The sequence below is a fragment of the Bathymodiolus japonicus methanotrophic gill symbiont genome (assembly GCF_019721995.1).
In the GTDB taxonomy this organism is placed as follows: domain Bacteria; phylum Pseudomonadota; class Gammaproteobacteria; order Methylococcales; family Methylomonadaceae; genus Methyloprofundus.
In genome coordinates this window covers 202,727-224,938 of sequence record NZ_BLYC01000003.1, presented here as the reverse complement: position 1 = coordinate 224,938, position 22,212 = coordinate 202,727, and the positions used below count along the sequence as shown (strand labels likewise).

The window sequence follows — 22,212 nt, the reverse complement described above, 5'->3', positions numbered from 1 at the left end:
AAAAAAGAGCTATTAATTTTTATTACGCCTAAAATTACTAAAGATTCCATGAAAATGCGCTAGTAAACTTCAATTGCAGCAAGAAAAGGGGCATAATGCCCCTTTTTTTATGAAAAAATATTAATGAATAAAAAAAATATATATTTAACCGGCTTGATGGGTGCCGGGAAAACAACGTTAGGTCGGCTTTTAGCAAAGTCATTAAGTGTGCCGTTTTATGATAGTGATAAGGCCATTGAAGATATCACTGGTGTAGATATAGCTACTATCTTTGAGTTCGAAGGAGAGAAAGGCTTTCGCATCAGAGAAAACAAGATGATCAAAGAGTTGACCGAATTAGATGAAATCGTCCTGGCAACAGGGGGAGGGGTTATCTTAAATGAAGAGAATAGATCCCTACTAAAAGAAAATGGTTTTGTTGTTTATCTGCAGTGCTCAGTTGATAGAATTGTAGACCGTACCTCACGGAATTCCCAAAGGCCGCTACTCAACGTGGATAGCCCAAGAGAAAAAATACAAGCCTTGTTAAATGAGCGTGAGTCGTTGTATCAGGCGTGTGCGGATTTTGTTATTGATAGTGGGCAAATGCAGAGTAAGGCTGCAGTCAAAGAAATCCTTAAAGTATATACGAGAAAATTTGTGTAATGAACAATACCATGCAAGTGCAACTGGGAGATAGAAGTTACCCTATTTATATGGGCCCTGGAAACCTGAATAAACAAGAATTATTGACCAGACATATCAAGGCAAAGCAAGTGCTTATCGTGACTAATGAAACGATTGCACCGCTGTATTTAGAGCAAGTAAGCAAACACTTGCAGCAGTATCAACTCGAGGTTGTTGTCTTAGCAGATGGTGAGCAATACAAAAACCTGGTGACAATGGAACATATTTTTGCTGCGCTGTTGGGGAAGCGATTTAGCCGCAATTCAACAATAATAGCACTAGGTGGTGGAGTGGTTGGTGATATTAGTGGTTTTGCGGCTGCCTGTTATCAGCGAGGAATTGCGTTTATTCAGATCCCTACGACTTTATTAGCGCAGGTTGATTCGTCTGTTGGCGGAAAAACCGGGGTTAATCATGCGCTGGGTAAAAACATGATTGGTGCTTTTTATCAGCCACAATGTGTAATTATCGATGTTAATGTGTTACAGACACTGGATGACCGGCAGTTAGCAGCGGGCTTGGCAGAAGTTATCAAGTATGGCTTAATTCGAGATGCCAGTTTTTTTTCATGGATAGAGTCAAACATTGAAAGTTTGCTGGCGAGAGACCAGAATGCACTAACTTATATTATTGAGCAGTCATGTCGAAATAAAGCTGAAATTGTCGCAAGCGATGAAAGAGAATCCGGGGTTCGCGCAATATTAAATTTAGGTCATACCTTTGGGCATGCGATTGAGACAGGAATGGGCTATGGGCGTTACTTGCATGGTGAAGCTGTTGCAATAGGAACTTGTCAGGCTGCTGATTTATCCAGACGAATGGGTTGGTTAAACGATGAAGATGTGAGTCGGGTAGTGGCTCTTTTCCAGAAGGCTGGGCTACCAACAGAGCCACCTACTGATTTATCAGCAGAGGAATTTATTAAGTTAATGGCAGTAGACAAAAAAAATGTAGATGGCGATATTCGGCTGATTTTACTTAAAAAAATAGGCGAGGCGAGTTTGCCTGTTAGCGTGGAGGAGCCTGTATTACTTGAAACATTAACCTGCTGCGGACGCTGACATATTATTACCGCCCTGCTCTTTCTTTGGGGCATTAGTGTGGCAGCAAGCGATTACGGAGTTGCAGTATTTTCGGTTGCATACTTTATTATAGCTGAAGTTTCCCAATAATTATTTATGGTAAAATTGAAACTATGCTACAACTATATGAAAAAATAGTCTTTTCATTCGTTTCAAATGCTATTGCCTAAGGGGAATTAAGTAGGGGTTTGCTATAAACATGGCAAAACCACCTAAAATAAACCTCGATACACCAGCATTGTGTATTTCAGCTACTCAATAATTGGGAAACTTCAGTTTATTATAGAAATAAGCTAGGCAGCTAGGGAACATATATCACCGTCAAATAAGTGATGGTACAAGGACTAAAACAAAATATGATTGACTTAAAGAACGATAGATTCATTCGCGCTTTATTAAAACAGCCGGTAGATAAAACGCCGATTTGGATGATGCGCCAAGCAGGCCGTTACTTGCCAGAATATAAGGAGATACGCGCACAGGCAGGTAGTTTTATGAACCTATGTACTAACCCTGAGTTAGCATGTGAAGTTACACTACAGCCGCTGGCGAGATTTGATTTTGATGCGGCTATTTTGTTCTCTGACATTTTAACAATCCCGGATGCAATGGGCTTGGGCTTGTACTTTAGTGAAGGAGAAGGGCCGCGCTTTAAAAAACCGGTGCGGACTGCAGCAGATATAGAGAGGTTGCCGATTCCTGACCCTGAGCTGGAGCTCAAATATGTAGTGGATGCAGTGCGCTTGATTAGGAAAAACTTGCAGGGGCGTGTGCCTTTAATTGGTTTTTCGGGCAGTCCATGGACGCTAGCCACCTATATGGTAGAAGGAAGTAGTAGTAAAACTTTTTCTAAAGTTAAAGGCTTAATGTTTGAACAGCCACGCTTAATGCATCAAATGCTGGATAAGCTGGCACAATCGGTTGCTGTCTACCTTAATGCGCAAATTGCCGCCGGTGCGCAGGCGGTTATGTTATTTGATACCTGGGGTGGTGCGCTGGGTACCGAGGAATATCTGGAATTTTCTTTACGTTATGCTCAGCAAGTGCGAGCCTTATTAAATACCACGCAAGATGGTCAGCAGATTCCCTCAATCTTGTTTACAAAGGGTGGGGGGCAGTGGTTAGAGTCTATGGCAGATGCGGGCTATGATGCATTAGGCCTCGACTGGCAAACTGATATTAATCAGGCGCGCGCAAGAGTGGGAGGAAGTGTTGCACTACAAGGCAATATGGATCCGATTACACTGTATGCTAATCCAGATGTGATTAAATCAAAGGTTGCCGTTATACTGGAAAAGTTTGGAGCAGGTTCTGGGCATGTGTTTAATCTGGGGCATGGTATATTGCCAGATATCAATCCAGAACATGTAAAAGTAATGGTCGATGCAGTGCATGAATTAAGCGTGCCTTATCATAAAAGGTGAAATAATGAAAAAAATATTAATAATTTGTTTAATCAGTGTTTTTGGTATGGGTGTATGCCAGGCGGAGAGTGTTTGGGATAAGCCTGCAGCTAAGCTAGAGGATGGTGACAAAGATATTGTGGTATATAGAAGTCCGACTTGTGGTTGTTGCAGTAAATGGCTGAAACACCTTGAAGCACATGGCTTTAATGTACAGGATAATGTTGTTGAAGACATTCAAAAGATTAAAGACCAGTATGCGGTTAATCGCTCATTAGCTTCGTGTCATGCTGCAATTATTAATGGCTATATTGTCGAGGGACATGTGCCAGCAGGTGACATTATAACTATGTTGCAGAATAAGCCAGAAATAAAAGGTTTGACCGTGCCAGGTATGGTCGTTGGTACACCAGGTATGGAGATGGGTAGCAAGAAATCGCCGTTTCGGGTTATTGCATTTGACAAGGATGGGCAGACAGAAGTTTATAAGGCTTATGATAATTACTAAACAAGCGTGATTATAGAATTGTAAATAGGCTTTGTATCGTATATATAAAGTTTATTGATAGCGAGACGCCTAACTAGAGTAAGTTAATGATTATTGGTGTACCAAAGGAAATTAAAATACAGGAGTACCGCGTCGCAATTATTCCATCGGGAGGTGCTGAACTTGTTAAAGCAGGCCATCGGCTTTTAATAGAGAGGGGGGGCAGGGCAGGGCTCAGGCTATGTTGATCAAGAATATGAGCAAGCTGGCGCAACTATAGTTTCTGCGGAAGCAGCATGGGTTGCTCAAAGGCTTTTTCACCATACAGCGCATCAGCCAGTACGCCTTTAAATTTAATCAGGCTATGCGCAACTTTAAACTCTTTTAATAAGCCTAATGCAATCTCTGTTTTGGTCGGGTAGGCACTGTCACGTTCAGGCTTAATAGGCCGATCTTTTTTTGCTATACCGCTCTTTTTCAACCGTTTATCTTCTTTATCCCACTGCTTTAAGGCTGGATCCGGCATATAAAAGAAAAAACCGACAGGCACTGTAATGGATGAGGTAACTAGCAGCAATAATACTATCGTTTGTCCATTAACATACCCGCCGGAGCCTTTGTGTTTCTGCTTGTAAACTTTATAAATACGTTTTGTAGACTTAGATCGTGCTCGGTCTGATTCATCAAAGGCCAACACACCTTCAGTAATGCCATAACGTTTTAAAATTAAGACCACACTCACCCGTAGCTAAATTTAATCATGAAATGCGGCATGCAGGCAAGGGTGTTGGGTAATTCGGCCACGGAAATGTATTAGTGGTACTCGATGTTCAAGTTTTTCCAGCCCATTGCCATCAAACTCTTACCTTCACCCAGCAGAACAATACTTTAATGATGGTGTTGGCTCTAAGCGCCCTAAATCTCTGCCAATCATATGTTTTCCTGATGGCATCAGTTGAAACACATCCTTTATTAATTCACCTAACTCTTTCAGCTTATCACCAGGATCTGGAAACTCTAGCAATGACGTGATGAACTCAAGCAGTACATCCATTTGAGACTTGCGCTGTAAGCTTCCTACGGTATACGCAGGTAGTTTGCTTTCAATGCGGGCTATTTGCTCTGGGTGAAGGAGAAGGCAATGGTCAAACAAAAGACTCAGAATCAGGCCACCGCTGAAAATCAGGGAAACGTAGCCTAAGCGAAGTGATGATTTTTAGTCCGCGATAGCCGTAGGGCCGTTGTTTTGTCGGAGTCTGAGCGTTAGCGAAGGTGGAGACAAAATAAAAGGCCATCCGACACGGCGTCAAGTCATTTGGAGCCTATGTTCCGACCCCTTGTTGGGTCGGGACGAGGTGACGAGGACGAATCGGGGCCGCCGGAGGCATAAGTGGTCGCGTTAAGTTTTTGCTGCTTGCTTGGGCTGGGATGCCCAAAACAAGCTTTCGCAAAAATAGCGACTCCCCGAAGCGGCTTCGTCCATAAAGGCTTTTTCACCATACAGCGCATCAGCCAGTACGCCTTTAATTTTAATCAGGCTATGCGCAACTTTAAACTCTTTTAATAAGCCTAATGCAATCTCTGTTTTGGTCGGGTAGGCACTGTCACGTTCAGGCTTAATAGGCCGATCTTTTTTTGCTATACCGCTCTTTTTCAACCGTTTATCTTCTTTATCCCACTGCTTTAAGGCTGGATCCGGCATATAAAAGAAAAAACCGACAGGCACTGTAATGGATGAGGTAACTAGCAGCAATAATACTATCGTTTGTCCATTAACATACCCGCCGGAGCCTTTGTGTTTCTGCTTGTAAACTTTATAAATACGTTTTGTAGACTTAGATCGTGCTCGGTCTGATTCATCAAAGGCCAACACACCTTCAGTAATGCCATAACGTTTTAAAATTAAGACCACACTCACCCGTAGCAACCAGTCCCAGGGTATACTTGCTTTACGAAACACCCAGGATAATGCGGCTACTTTGCAGTCTCCAAGGCTTGCTCGCTCAAACTTAGCCCAGCAAACAGAGTTCATTAGCAGTATGCCCGTTAAACAAGTGCCCAACCAAGCGGCTTGAATCCGTGTCAAAGCGGCTCCGGGTTTTAGCTGATTGAGCGCATCATTTAAATCGTCAATATAGCTTTGGATAAAGGTGGCTGGGGCATTCATTAACATGGGCTTACACCGATAAAATTACAACAACCTCAGAATACCTGATTTTACCTTCTCAATATCAAAAACTTGAACATCGAGTGGTAGGAGATGGAGTTGTCGGATTTCATGCAGCTCGAACTATAAACTGAAGTTTCTTAGAAATTCATCAAGCAACCATTCGCAATAAAACGGCTACCACCGAATTTACAGGGGAGCTGCTGTATTTGGGGCAAACCCTTTCAAAATCCGGATCCAAAGCCGCTTCGGCAATGATGCGGCGGATATCTGAAAATGCGAAACTGGCTCGCCCCTTCACTTTGTGCCGACGTTCCGGATCGGTTTTTAAACGATCCGCGTAAATCCACGTCAGCGTTGTTGCCATCATACAGAAGTTCAAATGGTTGGTCACTGCCTGCGCATTTCGACACTGACTTTTCTGACTCCCTATGTCTTGCTTGAGCTCTTTGAACTCGGATTCGATTTTCCATCGCGCACCATAATACTCAATAATCTGTGTGACGGATAAACTTAGATCGGTCGTAAACAAAGCAATCCACTGTGTGCGACGAAACCCCCAGACAACCTGAACGGGTCGTTTCAATGTTTTCAGCAATGACAACGCGACTATAAGCCCTGACTTCACGCTGTTTTCCATAGAGATTCACGGTATACGATCGGGCCTTTTGTTGTACTGTTTTTGCCATGTCTGTGGCTGCCCCCAGACGCTGCCCGTACTTTTTATTCCGCCCCCTCTGCTTGGGTTTTCTTTTTTCTGGACGATCGTACAGTACATTATTGCACCTTAACCTAGAGAGAATATTAAACCGGCTTCCGATAGCTTTGTAAACAGGCTTCCATAGGCCATTGTTGCCAAACCAGCTATCAGTGACTGTCAATATCGGAGCGGTGGAAAAATGTTCTGCAATTGCAATCAGCATTTGAGCCGCCTGAGTCATCTTGGTCTGGAAAGGAACGACTTCCCCTCTTATCGTGGCGGTTTCTTTTTTTGCCTGAATTGTTTTTAAGGGTAGATAAAATCGGAAATCTAAAAATAAGCACGCCCAGCGACCTTTGACCTATTTCATCAACCCTACCGATACAATGTTTTGTGCCCATGGATATTTGCTTTGATTCGGCCGCGTGGTCAAAAATGGCTTCACAGCCGAAGATATTTTTGCCTACTTTAGTGATAATGGAGTCATCCAGTGCAACCAATATGCACCCATCTGTTTCAGGAGACGGAATCAGCTCCCAGATAGTTTTCCACAGCCCAGCCCTCGGCAAAGTTGAAGAAGCCATGAAAGTGTAAAAGCGCTTATTCTTGATCTCAAACCCAAACAACGTATCAAGGCAACGCCAAAGATTAGATGTCATCGACGACGTAAAGGGAACGATAATAGACAGGATCGTGTGAACAAACAGAGAGGCTCGTTCGCGGCCTAAAGTGGTTTTGGAAAAATGATCTTGAAGCGGAAGTAAAGTATCGCGTAAAATGAGGCCGGTTTGTTTGTATAATCAATGTGTTAGAAACTTTCATTATACAGTAAAACTAGGCCGCATTCACGATTAACCTGTTGTTTTTAAAAAGAATTCAAGACTTTTAGTCAACGGAATGCTATTAATATTAGTAATATCTAATATTCCAGAAAAATAAGCATTAGCTGATATTCTTATGCTTTAAAAACTAGGAGGCTTCAGCTATAAATAGTATGGGGGCAAATGTATTCCAGGCAGGATTAGATAAGGCTAGGATTGGTATACAAGAGTCAGGGGAGCTACAGGGAGTAGAGTACTTTTATTCAACAGTAGCGGCTATTGCTGAAAAATGTCTAAAGGCTGACCTGGTTATAGGAGCCGTTTTAAATAAAGGAGCCAGGGCTCCACATGTGGTTAGCGAAGCAATGATTAGAACCATGCGTAAAGGATCTGTTGTGGTTGATGTCAGTATTGACCAGGGAGGGTGTATTGAAACATCAAGGGCAACAACACATGACGAGCCTATATTTGTAAGGCGTGGTGTCACGCATTACTGCGTAACCAATATGCCGGGTGCCTATCCACGTACCTCTACTATCGCATTGTGTGCAGAGACACTGGAGTATATTAAACTGATAGCAGATAAAGAGCTGACAGGTATTTGCACCCTGGAAAGTATTTCTAAAGCAATAAATATTTATCAATCAAGGATAGTAAAGTAAATCGCCAGGTCGCGATAAGTCTGGATATGCTTGAATATTTTATTCCACTAAAAGAGCTGTGCGAGTAAAGTAAAACTTTGCCCGCACCAAAAAACTACAGGCCTGAAATGCCGTAAAGAGTCCAGTTGTCTGAATCCATAACGCCTTCCATATCCGCGCCATCATCATAGCCAACCTGGCAGGCATATTTTTTGAAAAAACCCGCTTCTGTATCAGAGCTCAGCTCGATTTCTGCATTAATTATATATCGATAATTACCCAGAGACCATGATTGCAATGGCTCTGAGGGGAAAATAATATTAATATCGCTGTCGATCTCGTTCCTTATTTCTTTATTACATTGAATAAAAGCATAGCCGGTCATTTCGGTAGGCATGGGTAATCTACTTCCTTCGTCGCCTGAATCAACCATAAATAGACTGGAAGATGCAACTTTCTCGGCAAAAGGAATGGCTGCTTTGTATTGAAAAACGAGGATACCTACAATGCAGGCTACGAATATAAAGGTTTTTTTGTTCATATCTGAATAAAGCTGTAAATTAAATATTTCTCCATTCTAACAGAAAAATGATAGTGATATATGGCGGCTATAAAACATTTTACAATCATTATAATTAAGTCGCAGGGACAATGGGTGTGCAGTCAGATTGAAAATAAAATACGAATGGTAAAAGCATTATGGGCTGTAGCGGTTCGCCAGCTATAGAAAGGAGTTGGCAGAAAATATAAGGGCTAAAGGGTGTGGGAAAAGTAATAGTTATAAAAAAAGTTTTATATAATTTCAGAAAAATCATAAGTTTAAAGTCAGACTATAGGCTGGAAATGAAGCCGGCCTTAGATTTGCTTGACATGAAGAGTAAAGTTGATAAAATTAACAACACTCAAATGGAATGGAGTCATCATTAATAATGATGATGTTACAGGAAGTGCTAATGCTTTCGGTATTTGCCGAGAGATTTCAATATTTACTTTTAGGAGGTAATAATGGCTGCTACAACTGATTCAGTGAAAGCTGATGCTTCAGAAGCACCACTACTAAACAAAACTAACCTGTGGGCAGGTTTAGCGTTGTATTTTGTTTTCTATTCATTTATTCGTTGGTACGAAGGTGTATACGGATGGTCTGCTGGTTTGGATTCATTCGCACCTGAGTTCGAAACATATTGGATGAATATGCTATACATCGAGCTAGTTGTTGAGGTGATACTTGCTTCTACAATCTGGGGTTACTTATGGAAGTCACGTGATCGTAAGGTTATGTCTATCACTCCTCGTGAAGAGTTGAGAAGACATTTTACTCACTGGACTTGGTTAGTAATGTACGGTTGGGCTATCTACTGGGGAGCTTCATACTTCACAGAGCAAGATGGCACATGGCATCAAACTATTGTTCGTGATACTGACTTTACACCTAGTCATATCATTGAATTCTACTTGTCATACCCAATTTACATCATTACTGGTGTTTCTGCTTTCTTATATGCAAAAACTAGACTACCTGCTTACCAGGAAGGTCTTTCAATTATGTATATGGTATCAGTAATTGGTCCTTTCATGATTCTTCCTAATGTTGGATTGAATGAGTGGGGACACACTTTCTGGTTTATGGAAGAATTGTTTGTTGCACCTCTTCACTATGGCTTCGTATTCTTCGGATGGGCTGCTCTAGCGATTATGGGTGTTGTAAACATCGAAGTAGAAGCTTTAACTAAACTACTTAAGAAAGACTTAGCTTAATATAAAGCAAGCTTTTATAGATAGAGTAGTAAGAAACTTGTTATCTCCTTGTCTCGCCATCAATAGATGGCGAGATGGAAGAGAGATAATGATAATAAAAATAATTTTTTTGGAGGTAAGCTAATGAGTGCATCTCAATCAGCTGTACGTTCACGCGCTGAAGCGGTACAAGTTTCACGTGCGTTGGACTGGATGATTCTCTTTACACTATTCACTGCTGTACTGGGTGGATATCATATTCACTACATGTTAACTGGTGGTGACTGGGATTTTTGGACAGATTGGAAAGATAGACGTTTATGGGTAACTGTAGCGCCAATCGTATCAATTACTTTCCCTGCTGCTGTTCAATCTATGCTTTGGTATCGTTACCGCCTACCTTTTGGTGCGGTAGTAGCTGTAATGGCTCTTATGATTGGTGAGTGGATTAACCGTTATTTGAACTTCTGGGGTTGGACTTATTTCCCAGTAAATTTCGTATTCCCATCTAACCTAATACCAGGCGCAATCGTTCTTGATGTTGTGTTAATGCTTTCAGGCAGCTTTATCTTGACTGCTGTTGTGGGTGGTTTAGCATACGGACTATTGTTCTATCCAGGTAACTGGCCAATTATTGCTCCTTTACACGTACCTGTTGAATATAACGGTATGATGTTTACTTTAGCTGATTTACAAGGTTATCACTACGTACGTACTGGTACTCCTGAATACATCAGAATGGTAGAGAAAGGAACACTAAGAACGTTTGGTAAAGACGTTGCTCCAGTATCTGCATTCTTCTCAGGTTTCGTTAGTATTATCATTTATTTCTTGTGGCATTATTTCGGACGTTGGTTTAACAAAACTGACTTCGTTGATCCTGCGGATATTTAATAATAACTAAAAATGCAATAAATATTATATTTATTGATAAACGAACACAATTTCTCTAGTTTGGAGGAGATATATGAAAACAATAAAAGACAAGATAGCTAAACTATCATTTGTCGCATTGCTTTTGGCTGTAACATCTGCGATGTTCTACACGCCTACAGCATCTGCACATGGTGAAAAGTCTCAAGCAGCGTTCATGCGTATGCGTACTATTCACTGGTTTGACCTGAACTGGTCAAAAGATGAAGTACAAGTTAACGAAACAGTAGTTATTGAAGGTAAATTCCACGTTTTCTCGGGTTGGCCAGAAACTGTTGATAAGCCAGAAGTAGCATTCCTGAACATTGGTATTCCGGGTCCTGTATTTATTCGTGCAGGTTCTTGGATCGGTGGTCAGTTAGTGCCTCGTTCAGTATCACTAGAACTTGGTGATACTTATGAGTTTAAAGTACTTCTAAAAGCACGTCGTCCAGGTGACTGGCATGTTCACACTATGATGAACGTTGAAGGCGGGGGTCCAATCATTGGTCCAGGTAAATGGGTAACTATTACTGGTTCTATGGGTGACTTCGTTAATCCTTTAACTACATTAACTGGTGATGTTATTGACCTAGAAGATTATGCGTTAGATAACGTATACTTCTGGCATGCGTTATGGATGGGTCTTGGTTTAGCTTGGTTGTTATTCTGGATTAAACGCCCAATGTTCATTCCACGTCATATCGCTATTACTTCTGGTAAAGCTGATTCTCTAATCAGTGCTGGTGATAAGAAAGTTGGTATTGCATTTGCAGTGGGTACTATGGCTATTGTTATGGCGTCTATGGGTTCTACTAATGAAAAGTACCCAATTACGACTCCACTACAAGCTGGTTTAATGCGTGGTATTCAGCCAATCGATATGCCTGAAACTTCTATTTCTGTAAAAGTAGAAGATGCTAGCTACCGTGTTCCAGGTCGTGCTATGCAGATGACTCTAACTATTACGAACAATGGCGATTCTGCTGTTCGTTTAGGTGAGTTCATGACTGCATCTGTGCGTTTCCTAGAGCCTGATGTACTAGAAGATGAATCAGGTTATCCTGATGATCTACTAGCTGAAGAAGGTTTAACTGTTTCTGATAACAGCCCTCTAGCTCCAGGTGAGACTAGAACTGTTGAAGTAACAGCTTCTGATGCTGCATGGGAAGTTTACCGTTTAGCTGACTTGATCTACGATCCTGACAGTCGTTTTGCTGGCTTACTATTCTTCTTCGACGAAGATGGTAACCGTCAAATGATCATGGTAGATGCTCCATTAATTCCAACATTCATCTAATGAATAGAATGCTTAGTTAAATACTAGGCAGGAATTAGAAGCACAGGCCCCTGTTACGCAAGTAACAGGGGCTTTTTTTTGTCTGTAGCAGTGGCAAAAGATGATACACAGGATACTGATATTTTGAAAAAAATGAATTAATACAGTATTGTTTGTGTTGGATATTGCCTAAACAGGTTATAATCCCTCAGTTAAAAGTCTCATTAAGAATTCACACTTGGGTAAAAAGGATGCTAGGTAAGCTGGTTAAATTTGTTGTCGGTAGTCGTAACGATCGCATAATTAAAAAGAAAAGAAAATTAGTCACAGCAATTAATAAATTAGCTGAAGAATATGCACAGTTAACTGATGCAGAACTAAAAGCAAAGACAGAGGAGTTTAGATCCCGTTTGGCCGAAGGTGAAAAGTTAGAAAATTTAATTCCCGAGGCATTTGCAACAGTTAGAGAGTCATCTTCTCGCGTATTTGATATGCGCCATTTTGATGTTCAGCTAGTAGGTGCTATGGTGCTGAATGACGGCAAAATTGCTGAGATGAAAACCGGGGAAGGTAAGACACTGATGGCTACCCTGGCAGCCTATTTAAATGCATTACCTGAAAAAGGTGTGCATATTGTTACGGTGAATGATTACCTTGCTGCCAGAGATGCAGAATGGATGGGGCAGTTATATGGATTCCTCGGCCTAACAACGGGGGTTATTATCAGTGGCTTAGATCATGCCGAGCGCAAACAAGCCTATGCAGCTGATATAACGTACGGTACCAATAATGAATTTGGCTTTGATTATTTGCGCGATAATATGGCATTTAGTCTGGATCAAAAAGTACAAAGGGGATTGTTCTTTGGCATTGTAGATGAGGTTGACTCGATTTTAATCGATGAAGCAAGAACCCCGCTAATTATTTCAGGTCCTGTTGAAGATAGTACTGAAAACTATATTAAAACCAATGCAATCGTGCCTTTCTTAAAAAAGGTAGAGCGCCAGGAAGGTGAAAAAGAAGGTGAAGAGCAAGGCCCAGGTGACTACACTATTGATGAAAAATCCAAACAACTACACCTGACGGAAGCCGGGCATATTCATATAGAGCAGCTGTTAGTAGAACATGGTCTGCTGGAAGAAGGCGCAAGCTTATATGAGCCTGCGAACATCAGACTTATGCATTATTTGAATGCCTCGTTAAGAGCGCATGCATTGTTTCATCGCGATGTAGACTATATCGTGCAAAACAATGAAGTGATAATTGTCGATGAATTTACTGGGCGTATTATGCCGGGTCGCCGCTGGTCTGAAGGTTTGCATCAAGCAATGGAAGCGAAAGAAGGCACTAAAATTCAGGAAGAAAATCAAACCTTAGCGTCAATAACATTTCAGAATTACTTTCGCCTATATGAGAAGTTATCTGGAATGACTGGTACGGCAGATACTGAATCATTTGAATTGAATAAAATTTACGGTCTTGAAGTCGTGGTTATACCCACACATAGACCGATGATAAGAAAAGATAAAGGAGACATGATCTTCTTAACGGCTAAAGAGAAATACCTCGCAATTACTGAAGATATTAAAGACTGTGCGAAAAGAGGTCAGCCTGTTTTAGTCGGTACTACATCGGTAGAAAATTCGGAATTAATCTCAAGCATACTGGATAAAGCTAAAATAAAGCATGAAGTATTAAATGCCAAACAACACGAGCGTGAGGCTCATATCATTGAACAGGCTGGTATGTCAGGCGCAATAACCATTGCGACTAATATGGCCGGTCGTGGTACGGATATTGTTCTGGGCGGTAATTTAGATGCGCAAATTCTGGCGTTAGGTGAGAATGCTACAGAAGCAGCCATAAATAAAGTTAAGGCGGGTTGGCAAGAGCGGCATGAACAAGTAAAAAAGAGTGGCGGGCTGCATGTTATTGGATCTGAGCGACACGAATCACGTCGTATAGATAATCAATTACGTGGTCGGTCTGGGCGTCAGGGTGATGCTGGGTCTACGCGCTTTTATTTATCATTAGAAGATGATTTAATGCGCATTTTTGCTTCAGATCGAGTTGCAGGTTTAATGAAAAAACTTGGAATGGAAGAGGGTGAAGCAATAGAGCATCCATGGGTAACCCGGTCAATTGAAAATGCACAGAAAAAAGTAGAAGGCAGAAACTTTGATCAGCGTAAGGAAGTTCTTGCTTATGATGACGTAGCGAACGATCAGCGTAAAGTTGTGTATAAGCAACGTGATGAACTTATGGCATCAGAAGATATTAGCGATATTATCGAAGCAATTCGAGAAGATGTCGTTAATGACGTGATTACTAAATACATCCCACCTAAGACTATGGAAGAACAGTGGGATATAGCTGGCCTGGAAGCTCACCTACATGATGAATTTGAAGCTGATATTCCAGTCGCAAAAATGCTCAAGGAAGATACTAACTTACATGAAGAATCTTTGCGTTCAGAGATTATAGCTATTATCGCTAAAGAATATGCTGCTAAAGAAGAGCAAACAAGCGCAGAAGTCATGCGTCATTTTGAAAAATCAGTCATGCTTCAAGTGCTGGATAATAGCTGGAAAGAGCATTTAGCTGCAATGGATAGTCTACGTCAGGGGATTCATTTTAGAGGCTATGCGCAAAAAGACCCAAAACAGGAATATAAGCGCGAAGCATTTGAAATGTTTGCCGGACTACTGGACCAAATAAAATATGAAGTTGTCAGTATTCTTGCAAAAGTAAAAGTGACTCGGCAGGAAGAAGTGGATGCGCTAGATGATCAACGTCAAGCACCACAGGAAATGCACTTTGAACATGCCGAAGCAGAAAGCGGAATCGCTGAAGAACCTAGCCCGCTTATAGGCCAGAATGAAACTAAATCAGCTGAATCAGAAACTCCGTTTGTGCGCGAAGATAGAAAAGTGGGTCGTAATGAGCCATGCCCTTGTGGTTCAAGGAAGAAATATAAGCAATGTCATGGAAAACTATAACTCCGCAAGCGAATAAGTAGAGTGGATAATGGTAACTCAGTTGCAAATGAGCGACGCGTAAGAGAAGAAAAAATTAGATTCTTGCGTTTGTCGTATTGATGAATATATCAAATTGAGCAATACCTATCCCTTTATGAAAGAATTATTCAATTTTAAACTTAACTCGTAAAAGCAATGCCAACTCAAATTTTTAAAAAAAGTACTCCCTGTGCTGATATTACAACACTACCAAAATTAGGTTTAGGTAAAAAGGACTTTGTCGCAGACTTTAAGCGATATTACAGCCATCGTTTAGGCCGAGATCAAAATTGCCGCTCGCCTCATTACGCATACGAAGCACTATCCTTAGCGATTAGTGACCGCTTAGTTGAACGCTGGAAAAAAACGTATAATACCTACAGAGAAACCGATTGCAAGAAAGCCTATTACTTGTCTATGGAATTCTTAATGGGTCGTACGCTGAGTAATGCGATGCTAAATCTTGGGGTAACTGATGAAGTGACTCAAGCGATGTATGGCCTAGGTCTGGATATTGAAGAGTTAATCGAAAGTGAGCCTGATGCGGGGCTGGGAAATGGCGGTTTAGGTCGCTTGGCAGCTTGTTTTATAGATAGCTGCGCGACTCTACAATTACCAGTTACTGGTTATGGTTTGCGCTACGAATATGGAATGTTTACGCAGGCTATTATTAATGGTGAGCAGGTTGAGCGTCCCGATCACTGGTTGAAAAATGGCAATGTATGGGAGATAGAACGACCAGAATACACTGTTCGTATCAAGTTTGGTGGCAAGGTTGTGGAAGCTATCGATGATAAGGGTAGCAAAAAAAGAATGTGGATTGATACCCATGATATATTGGCAGTTCCTTACGACACGCCCATTCCAGGATATCAGAACGGGACGGTTAATACCTTGCGCCTGTGGAAAGCAACTGCAACAGAAGAATTTAAATTAGACGAATTTAATGCCGGCGCCTACGCAGAATCCGTTGCTGCAAAAAATACAGCTGAAAACATTAGCATGGTACTTTACCCTAATGACGCCAATGAAAATGGTAAGGCGCTACGCCTGAAGCAACAATACTTATTAGCATCAGCAAGCTTGCAGGACATTGTTGCTAACTGGGTCGGCCGGCATGGAAATGACTTTACCCATTTTGCAGAAAAAAATTGCTTTCAACTAAATGATACGCACCCGAGTGTTGCTGTTGCTGAATTGATGCGTTTGTTAATTGATGAACATGGATTAGAATGGGAGGATGCATGGAAAATAGTCCAGCAAACAATGGCCTATACAAACCATACATTATTGCCTGAAGCTTTGGAAAGGTGGTCAGTCGGTTTGTTTCAATCCTTATTACCTCGGGTAATGGAAATTATCTTTGAAATTAATGCCCACTTCCTGGCAGAAGTATCTAATCGCTGGCCTGGCGAGAATGACCGCTTGGCACGTATGTCGCTCATTGAAGAAGGGCATGGCCATAAGCATGTCAGAATGGCGTACCTGGCAATCGTAGGTAGTTTCTCGGTTAATGGTGTAGCAGAATTACATTCGCAATTACTACAGGAAGGCTTGTTTAAAGATTTCTATGAATTATGGCCGGAAAAATTCAATAATAAAACTAACGGCGTAACTCCTAGACGCTGGTTAGCGGCATGTAACACTGAATTGGCAGAGTTTATTACTGAGTCTATCGGTGATAAGTGGATTACTGACCTATCCGAGTTGAAAAAACTGGAAAAATTTCTAGATAATAAAAAATTCTGCAAAAGATGGTATGAGTTACAGCAAGGCGCCAAGCAGAAATTAATCGATTACAAAAAAACCGAGCACGATATTGATCTAAATGTAAACGCGTTATTTGATGTTCAGGTAAAGCGCTTTCATGAATATAAGCGCCAGCTATTAAATGTACTACATGTGATACATTTATATGATCGTATCAAACGTGGCGATACCGAAAACTGGACAGACCGTTGCGTTTTGATCGGTGGTAAGGCTGCTCCAGGTTATTACATGGCCAAGCGCATTATTAAGCTGATTAATAACGTGTCGGAAATCATTAACACTGATCCTGATGTGGGTGAGAGACTGAAGCTGGTGTTTATGCCGAATTACTGTGTTTCTGCGATGGAAAAAATATGTCCTGGAGCTGATTTATCAGAGCAAATTTCCACAGCAGGAAAAGAGGCGTCAGGCACTGGAAACATGAAGTTCATGATGAATGGTGCTTTAACAATTGGTACTCTAGATGGTGCAAATATAGAAATTCGTGAAGAAGTTGGTGAAGATAATTTCTTCTTGTTTGGCTTAACCGAGTCTGAAGTTGAAGCAACGCGGCATCATTATGACCCAATGGGTATCATTGCTCAGGATGAAGACTTGCAGCGTGTGATTAATTTGCTAGAAAGCGGGCATTTTAATCAGTGTGAACCGGGAATTTTTGATGATGTGATCAATTCCATAAAGAGCTCAGATGATATGTGGATGACAATTGCAGATTTCCGCAGCTTTGTCGATGCTCAAAAGCGTGTTGAAGCGGCCTATCAGGATAAAGATCGCTGGACGCGTATGAGTATTATCAATACGGCAAATAGCGGGAAATTCTCAACTGACCGAACGATCCAGAACTATAGTGATGAAATCTGGAAGCTAAAAGCGATGAATGTTAAATAAATAACATATCATCGATTTATTTATGTTAAGCCTAGTGTACTTTAATCAGTATATTGGGCTTTTTTATGCAATGAATAAATGTTTAATATAGTCCTTTTTGAGCCAGAAATACCGGCTAATACCGGTAATATTATTCGCTTATGCGCCAATACCGGCGCTAAACTTCACTTAATTCAACCCTTGGGCTTTGAGTTAGACGATAAGAAATTGCGCAGGGCTGGACTGGATTATCACGAGTGGGCTGATATAAAGGTGCATGCAAATATAGAGGCATTTTTCAGCAAAGAACAATATCAGGTGGTGTATGCGCTCACGACAAAAGCCAGTCGATGTTATTCAGATACCAGCTTTCAGCCGGGTGACGTGTTAATGTTTGGTCCTGAAACGCGGGGCTTGCCTGAGCATATTTTAACGGCATTGCCCGAGCAGCAGCGACTTCGTTTGCCTATGCTGCCTGCAAGCAGAAGTCTAAATCTGTCAAATACTGTTGCAGTCACCCTATATGAAGCCTGGCGACAGCAGGGTTTTGCTGATATAGACCCGCAGAGCGGAGAATGAAAGACTTTTCCCTCTCCTCTCCCAAAACAGTACCCACAAACTTTCTAAGACTAAAAGCGAAGATTTCCCCCTTCATTCTCATCAATATTAGATAGGCTTATTTCGTTGTCTGCAATGGAGAAGTCGGTATGTGCGCCTAGTTTAATCATCAAGCGAACTTCATTTTTAGAGTCAGCTGCATTAATTGCATCATCGTAGCTAATTTTCCCCTGCGTGTATAAATCATAAAGAGCCTGGTCAAAGGTCTGCATCCCTAGCTCTCTAGAAGACTTCATCAGCTCTTTAAGTTTATGCACCTCACCCTTGCGAATCAGATCGCATACAAGAGGGGTACCCAGGAGGATTTCCATCACTGGGTAACGTCCTTTGACATCTGCGCGGACGACTAGTTGCTGGGCAATGATTGCTTTTAAATTCAGCGAAAGATCCATAAACACCTGGGAATGCATATCTTCAGGAAAGAAATGCAGAATACGGTCAAGCGCCTGGTTAGCATTGTTGCATGTAGGGTAGATAAACATAAGTGCCCAGTCTCAGCAAAGGCAAGTGCATGCATCATGGTTTCGCGAGTACGAATTTCACCAATAAGAATAACATTGGGAGCCTGGCGCAGGGTGTTTTTTAGAGCAATTTCATAAGACTCAGTATCCATGCCTACTTCGCGCTGGGTAATAATGCAGCCTAAGTGCGGGTGGACAAACTCGATAGGGTCTTCAATGGTAATAATATGCCCAGTGCTATTTTCATTACGATATCTGATTAACGAAGCCAGGGAAGTAGATTTACCGGTGCCAGTAGCACCGACAAATAAAACCAGCCCACGGTTTTCCATAATGACACCTTTTAAGATGGGGGGCAGGTGCAAGCTCTCCCAGCTAGGAATATTAGATTCTATACGCCTTAGGACCATGCCTGCAGCATCTCTTTGCGTAAATGCACGCACCCTGAAACGCCCTAGCCCACGACGGCTAATGGCAAAATTACACTCTTTCGCTGCCAGCCATGGAGAGCGAAAGCGAGGGCTGGTAGTCCCCAGAAGGCGTAGAGCCGTTGTTTTGTCGGAATCGTAGCGCTAGCGTAGGTGTAGACAAAATAAAAGGCATTCCGAAACGCCGTCCAGTCATTTGAGGGAGTGTTACGAAGCCAGCACCGAGTTTACGATGGTAATGGCGAAGTGGCACGTACGCAGGACGTCTGGGGCGCCGAAGGCATTAGTGGTCGCGTTAAGTTTTTGCCGCTTGCTTGGGCTGGGATGCCCAAAACAAGCTTTCGCAAAAATAGCGACTCCCCACGGTATTTTCAAAGTCATCGCGCTGGCGTTGCGTCATAATACTTTTTAGCAGCTGTAAAGATTGCTCCTCAGTTAGCGGGGTCTTGGTAACATCCTTGATTTTGCCGTCAATTTTTAAAGCAGGGGGACGGTCTGCAGTAATAAATAAGTCAGACGCTGAAAATCAGGGAAACGTAGCCTAAGCGAAGTGATGATTTTTAGCGAGCGAAGTGGTGATTTTTAGTCTCTGATAGGCGACAGGTCAATTCGCTGATTCGACGTGTGCTAGCAGCACGCGAGAGGAGCAAGAATTGCATTCCGAATAGCCGTCCAGCCAGTGAGGTAGTAATGACGAAGCGGCTTTTGTGCGTAGTCGTTGCGGACGCAGGGCATTCAGGGCATCTCCCATCCGCTGCGTAGGTGAACGAATTATGGCGACAGGAGTCCCGGAATTTCGTGAGGTAGCATGGCGCGCCTGCCATGATTTCATGGGCGGCGATACGTCCGCCACCAATTCTTTTTAACAAGGTTTGTGAAATAACTGCCTGCAGTGATTCTGACAACATAGAGCGTATCATTTCCTTTTCAGCTGCGGGAAACACATCAATAATATGGCCTATGGTTTTTGCAGCAGAGGTGGTATGTAAGGTAGCAAAAACCAGATGACCGGTTTCAGCGGCAGTGAGTGCCAAACGAATGGTTTCAATATCACGCATCTCGCCAACCATAATAATATCGGGGTCTTCTCTAAGCGCAGATCTTAATGCGTTATTAAAACTCTGCGTATCTCTATGTACTGAAGTTTCCTAGTTTTTAAAGCATAAGAATATCAGCTAATACTTATTTTTCTGAAATATTAGATATTACTAATATTAATGGCATTCCGTTGGCTAAAAGCCTTCGCTGAAAATCAGGGAAACGGAGCCTAAGCGAAGTGAAGATTTTTAGTCCGCGATAGCCGTAGGGCCGTTGTTTTGTCGGAGTCTGAGCGTTAGCGAAGGTGGAGACAAAATAAAAGGCCATCCGACACGGCGTCAAGTCATTTGGAGCCTATGTTCCGACCCCTTGTTGGGTCGGGACGAGGTGACGAGGACGAATCGGGGCCGCCGGAGGCATTAGTGGTCGCGTTAAGTTTTTGCCGCTTGCTTGGGCTGGGATGCCCAAAACAAGCTTTCGCAAAAATAGCGACTCCCCGCGAATTCCTTTTAAAAACAACAGTTTAATCGTGAATTAGGCCTAGTTTTACTGTATAATGAAAGTTTATAACACATTGATTATACAAATAAAACGACCTCGTTCATGTTCATTTTACGCGATATTTTACTCCCGCTTCAAGATCATTTTTCCGAAACCACTTTAGGCCGCGAACGAGCCTCTCTGTTCGTTTACACGATCCTGTCCATTATCGTTCCTTTTACGTCATCAATGACTATAATACTCCCCATTGTCCAGACCAATTTATTAAATAGTTAAGATAGCCCTTCCCTTTTTATATTAATAATTTGTTATTATTGCGCCGCAGGCGTTTTGATACTACTCTTTGTCCACATGGAGTCCGCCTGCAGGGACTCTCACGTATAGACCGTTTTTTTTATAATAAACCTCCACTGGCGTTCGATAGTCCAAGGACTGATGAATTCGCCTGTGATTGTAAAATTCAAAATAGTCTTTCAGCCCTAAATATGCTTCATTCACTGTCTGAAAGTCATTCAGATAGACCTTTTCATACTTGACTGATCGCCACAATCGTTCAACAAAAATATTATCCAATGCGCGGCCTCTGCCATCCATGCTAACACGGATTCCTTTCTCCAATAAGGGCCCTGTAAATCGATTCGTTGTGAATTGACTTCCCTGGCCCGTATTAAAGATTTCACACTGTGATGAACTTAGTGTTTCATTAAGGGCTGCTATGCAAAAGTCTGCGTCCATTGTCGTACTTAACGCCCAATTAAGTACATATCGGCTATGCCAGTCAATAATGGCCATCAGATAGACAAAACCATGCTTCATGCGGATGTAGGTAATATCCGTACTCCAGACCTGATTGCATCGCTCGATCTGCAGGTTCCTCAGTAAATAAGGATAGATCTTATGCTCTGAGTTGCCATGACTTAGTCTTGGCTTTGGATATACCGCTTCCAGCCCCATCTGCCTTAGTAACCGTCTCACTCGCTTCGGATTGACCTGGTGCCCTTGAGATCTCAAATGCTCCGTCATTTTCAAGACACCGTAAAAGGGTGTTTCGGTATATTGTTTATCCAATTCATGCATCAGCATCATCTTAATGCGTTATTAAAACTCTGCGTATCTCTATGTACTGAAGTTTCCTAGTTTTTAAAGCATAAGAATATCAGCTAATACTTATTTTTCTGAAATATTAGATATTACTAATATTAATGGCATTCCGTTGGCTAAAAGCCTTCGCTGAAAATCAGGGAAACGGAGCCTAAGCGAAGTGAAGATTTTTAGTCCGCGATAGCCGTAGGGCCGTTGTTTTGTCGGAGTCTGAGCGTTAGCGAAGGTGGAGACAAAATAAAAGGCCATCCGACACGGCGTCAAGTCATTTGGAGCCTATGTTCCGACCCCTTGTTGGGTCGGGACGAGGTGACGAGGACGAATCGGGGCCGCCGGAGGCATTAGTGGTCGCGTTAAGTTTTTGCCGCTTGCTTGGGCTGGGATGCCCAAAACAAGCTTTCGCAAAAATAGCGACTCCCCGCGAATTCCTTTTAAAAACAACAGTTTAATCGTGAATTAGGCCTAGTTTTACTGTATAATGAAAGTTTATAACACATTGATTATACAAATAAAACG

At 42.0% G+C, this 22,212-nt stretch carries 22 protein-coding genes and 5 pseudogenes; 12 read left to right on the top strand and 15 right to left on the bottom strand.

Annotation, left to right across the window (positions count from 1 at the left end; translation table 11 throughout):
• The first annotated feature begins 123 nt into the window (after positions 1–123).
• The 5 genes and pseudogenes from K6984_RS06260 to K6984_RS06240 all read left to right on the top strand — a co-directional run.
• On the top strand, positions 124–645 hold the full coding sequence (locus K6984_RS06260; protein WP_221894711.1) for a shikimate kinase: 522 nt from the start codon (positions 124–126) through the stop codon (positions 643–645).
• An 11-nt stretch (positions 646–656) separates the two neighbouring features.
• Entirely contained in the window at positions 657–1,727 is a 1,071-nt protein-coding gene (aroB, locus tag K6984_RS06255; protein ID WP_230987937.1) for a 3-dehydroquinate synthase, read from the top strand.
• Between the two features lie 377 nt (positions 1,728–2,104).
• On the top strand, positions 2,105–3,172 hold the full coding sequence (hemE, locus tag K6984_RS06250; protein ID WP_221894824.1) for a uroporphyrinogen decarboxylase: 1,068 nt from the start codon (positions 2,105–2,107) through the stop codon (positions 3,170–3,172).
• A gap of 4 nt (positions 3,173–3,176) precedes the next feature.
• The gene (locus K6984_RS06245; protein WP_230987936.1) at positions 3,177–3,659 is read left to right on the top strand and encodes a DUF411 domain-containing protein; all 483 of its coding nucleotides are present in this window, start codon (positions 3,177–3,179) and stop codon (positions 3,657–3,659) included.
• 86 nt (positions 3,660–3,745) lie between these two features.
• Positions 3,746–3,947 (top strand): annotated as a pseudogene (locus K6984_RS06240) (alanine dehydrogenase); the annotation flags it as partial.
• Here K6984_RS06240 and K6984_RS06235 read toward each other — a convergent pair.
• From K6984_RS06235 to K6984_RS36025, 6 genes and pseudogenes are all read right to left on the bottom strand, one after another.
• Positions 3,913–4,335 carry a transposase gene (locus tag K6984_RS06235; RefSeq protein ID WP_230987962.1) on the bottom strand — a complete coding sequence of 141 codons (423 nt, stop codon included), beginning with the start codon at positions 4,333–4,335 and terminating at the stop codon, positions 3,913–3,915. The pseudogene K6984_RS06240 and the gene K6984_RS06235 sit on opposite strands and share 35 nt — an antisense overlap.
• A 171-nt stretch (positions 4,336–4,506) precedes the next feature.
• Positions 4,507–4,791, bottom strand: a complete 285-nt coding sequence (locus K6984_RS06230) for a hypothetical protein (protein ID WP_221894708.1) — start codon at positions 4,789–4,791, stop codon at positions 4,507–4,509.
• Entirely contained in the window at positions 4,784–4,933 is a 150-nt protein-coding gene (locus K6984_RS06225) for a hypothetical protein (protein ID WP_221894707.1), read from the bottom strand. The genes K6984_RS06230 and K6984_RS06225 overlap by 8 nt, the downstream gene beginning before the upstream one ends.
• Before the next feature lie 27 nt (positions 4,934–4,960).
• Positions 4,961–5,089, bottom strand: a complete 129-nt coding sequence (locus K6984_RS32715; RefSeq protein WP_263458596.1) for a hypothetical protein — start codon at positions 5,087–5,089, stop codon at positions 4,961–4,963.
• Positions 5,038–5,811 (bottom strand): transposase, encoded by a 774-nt coding sequence (locus K6984_RS06220; protein WP_221894706.1) that lies wholly within the window; start codon positions 5,809–5,811, stop codon positions 5,038–5,040. Before K6984_RS06220 ends, K6984_RS32715 begins: the two co-directional genes overlap by 52 nt.
• 145 nt (positions 5,812–5,956) lie before the next feature.
• A pseudogene (locus K6984_RS36025) lies at positions 5,957–7,284 on the bottom strand (IS701 family transposase).
• Between the two features lie 215 nt (positions 7,285–7,499).
• Here K6984_RS36025 and K6984_RS06210 point away from each other — a divergent pair.
• The gene (locus K6984_RS06210) at positions 7,500–7,988 is read left to right on the top strand and encodes a Rossmann-fold NAD(P)-binding domain-containing protein (protein ID WP_221894705.1); all 489 of its coding nucleotides are present in this window, start codon (positions 7,500–7,502) and stop codon (positions 7,986–7,988) included.
• Positions 7,989–8,082: 94 nt separating this feature from the next.
• On the opposite strand, the gene K6984_RS06205 is transcribed toward K6984_RS06210, so the two are convergent.
• On the bottom strand, positions 8,083–8,508 hold the full coding sequence (locus tag K6984_RS06205; protein ID WP_221894704.1) for a hypothetical protein: 426 nt from the start codon (positions 8,506–8,508) through the stop codon (positions 8,083–8,085).
• Between the two features lie 464 nt (positions 8,509–8,972).
• On the opposite strand from K6984_RS06205, the gene amoC reads away from it, so the two are divergent.
• From amoC to trmL, 6 genes are all read left to right on the top strand, one after another.
• Positions 8,973–9,725, top strand: a complete 753-nt coding sequence (amoC, locus tag K6984_RS06200; RefSeq protein ID WP_221894703.1) for a bacterial ammonia monooxygenase, subunit AmoC — start codon at positions 8,973–8,975, stop codon at positions 9,723–9,725.
• Between the two features lie 123 nt (positions 9,726–9,848).
• Positions 9,849–10,598 carry a bacterial ammonia monooxygenase, subunit AmoA gene (amoA, locus tag K6984_RS06195; RefSeq protein ID WP_221894822.1) on the top strand — a complete coding sequence of 250 codons (750 nt, stop codon included), beginning with the start codon at positions 9,849–9,851 and terminating at the stop codon, positions 10,596–10,598.
• A 73-nt stretch (positions 10,599–10,671) separates the two neighbouring features.
• Positions 10,672–11,916 (top strand): bacterial ammonia monooxygenase, subunit AmoB, encoded by a 1,245-nt coding sequence (gene amoB / locus K6984_RS06190; protein WP_221894702.1) that lies wholly within the window; start codon positions 10,672–10,674, stop codon positions 11,914–11,916.
• 230 nt (positions 11,917–12,146) lie between these two features.
• Positions 12,147–14,894, top strand: coding sequence for a preprotein translocase subunit SecA (secA, locus tag K6984_RS06185; RefSeq protein WP_221894821.1), 2,748 nt, complete (start codon positions 12,147–12,149; stop codon positions 14,892–14,894).
• Positions 14,895–15,068: 174 nt separating this feature from the next.
• Positions 15,069–17,570: a glycogen/starch/alpha-glucan phosphorylase gene (locus K6984_RS06180; protein ID WP_221894701.1), complete on the top strand. Its 2,502-nt coding sequence runs from the start codon at positions 15,069–15,071 to the stop codon at positions 17,568–17,570.
• A 78-nt stretch (positions 17,571–17,648) separates the two neighbouring features.
• A complete protein-coding gene (gene trmL / locus K6984_RS06175) occupies positions 17,649–18,128 on the top strand; it encodes a tRNA (uridine(34)/cytosine(34)/5-carboxymethylaminomethyluridine(34)-2'-O)-methyltransferase TrmL (protein WP_221894700.1) in 480 nt (159 codons plus the stop codon).
• Between the two features lie 50 nt (positions 18,129–18,178).
• Here the strand turns inward: trmL and K6984_RS06170 are convergent.
• The 8 genes and pseudogenes from K6984_RS06170 to K6984_RS32705 all read right to left on the bottom strand — a co-directional run.
• A pseudogene (locus K6984_RS06170) lies at positions 18,179–19,119 on the bottom strand (PilT/PilU family type 4a pilus ATPase); the annotation flags it as partial.
• Positions 19,120–19,660: 541 nt separating this feature from the next.
• Complete coding sequence (locus tag K6984_RS06165) at positions 19,661–19,807, bottom strand: hypothetical protein (RefSeq protein ID WP_221894699.1); 147 nt, start codon at positions 19,805–19,807, stop codon at positions 19,661–19,663.
• A gap of 34 nt (positions 19,808–19,841) precedes the next feature.
• Positions 19,842–20,204: pseudogene (locus tag K6984_RS06155) on the bottom strand (ATPase, T2SS/T4P/T4SS family); the annotation flags it as partial.
• A gap of 34 nt (positions 20,205–20,238) precedes the next feature.
• Positions 20,239–20,421 (bottom strand): hypothetical protein, encoded by a 183-nt coding sequence (locus K6984_RS06150; protein WP_221894696.1) that lies wholly within the window; start codon positions 20,419–20,421, stop codon positions 20,239–20,241.
• A 27-nt stretch (positions 20,422–20,448) separates the two neighbouring features.
• On the bottom strand, positions 20,449–20,577 hold the full coding sequence (locus K6984_RS32710) for a hypothetical protein (RefSeq protein WP_263458600.1): 129 nt from the start codon (positions 20,575–20,577) through the stop codon (positions 20,449–20,451).
• 354 nt (positions 20,578–20,931) lie between these two features.
• Positions 20,932–21,678 (bottom strand): annotated as a pseudogene (locus K6984_RS06145) (IS3 family transposase); the annotation flags it as partial.
• Positions 21,679–21,762: 84 nt separating this feature from the next.
• On the bottom strand, positions 21,763–21,945 hold the full coding sequence (locus tag K6984_RS06140; RefSeq protein ID WP_221894696.1) for a hypothetical protein: 183 nt from the start codon (positions 21,943–21,945) through the stop codon (positions 21,763–21,765).
• 27 nt (positions 21,946–21,972) lie between these two features.
• Positions 21,973–22,101 carry a hypothetical protein gene (locus K6984_RS32705; RefSeq protein WP_263458600.1) on the bottom strand — a complete coding sequence of 43 codons (129 nt, stop codon included), beginning with the start codon at positions 22,099–22,101 and terminating at the stop codon, positions 21,973–21,975.
• Between the last annotated feature and the right edge of the window lie 111 nt (positions 22,102–22,212).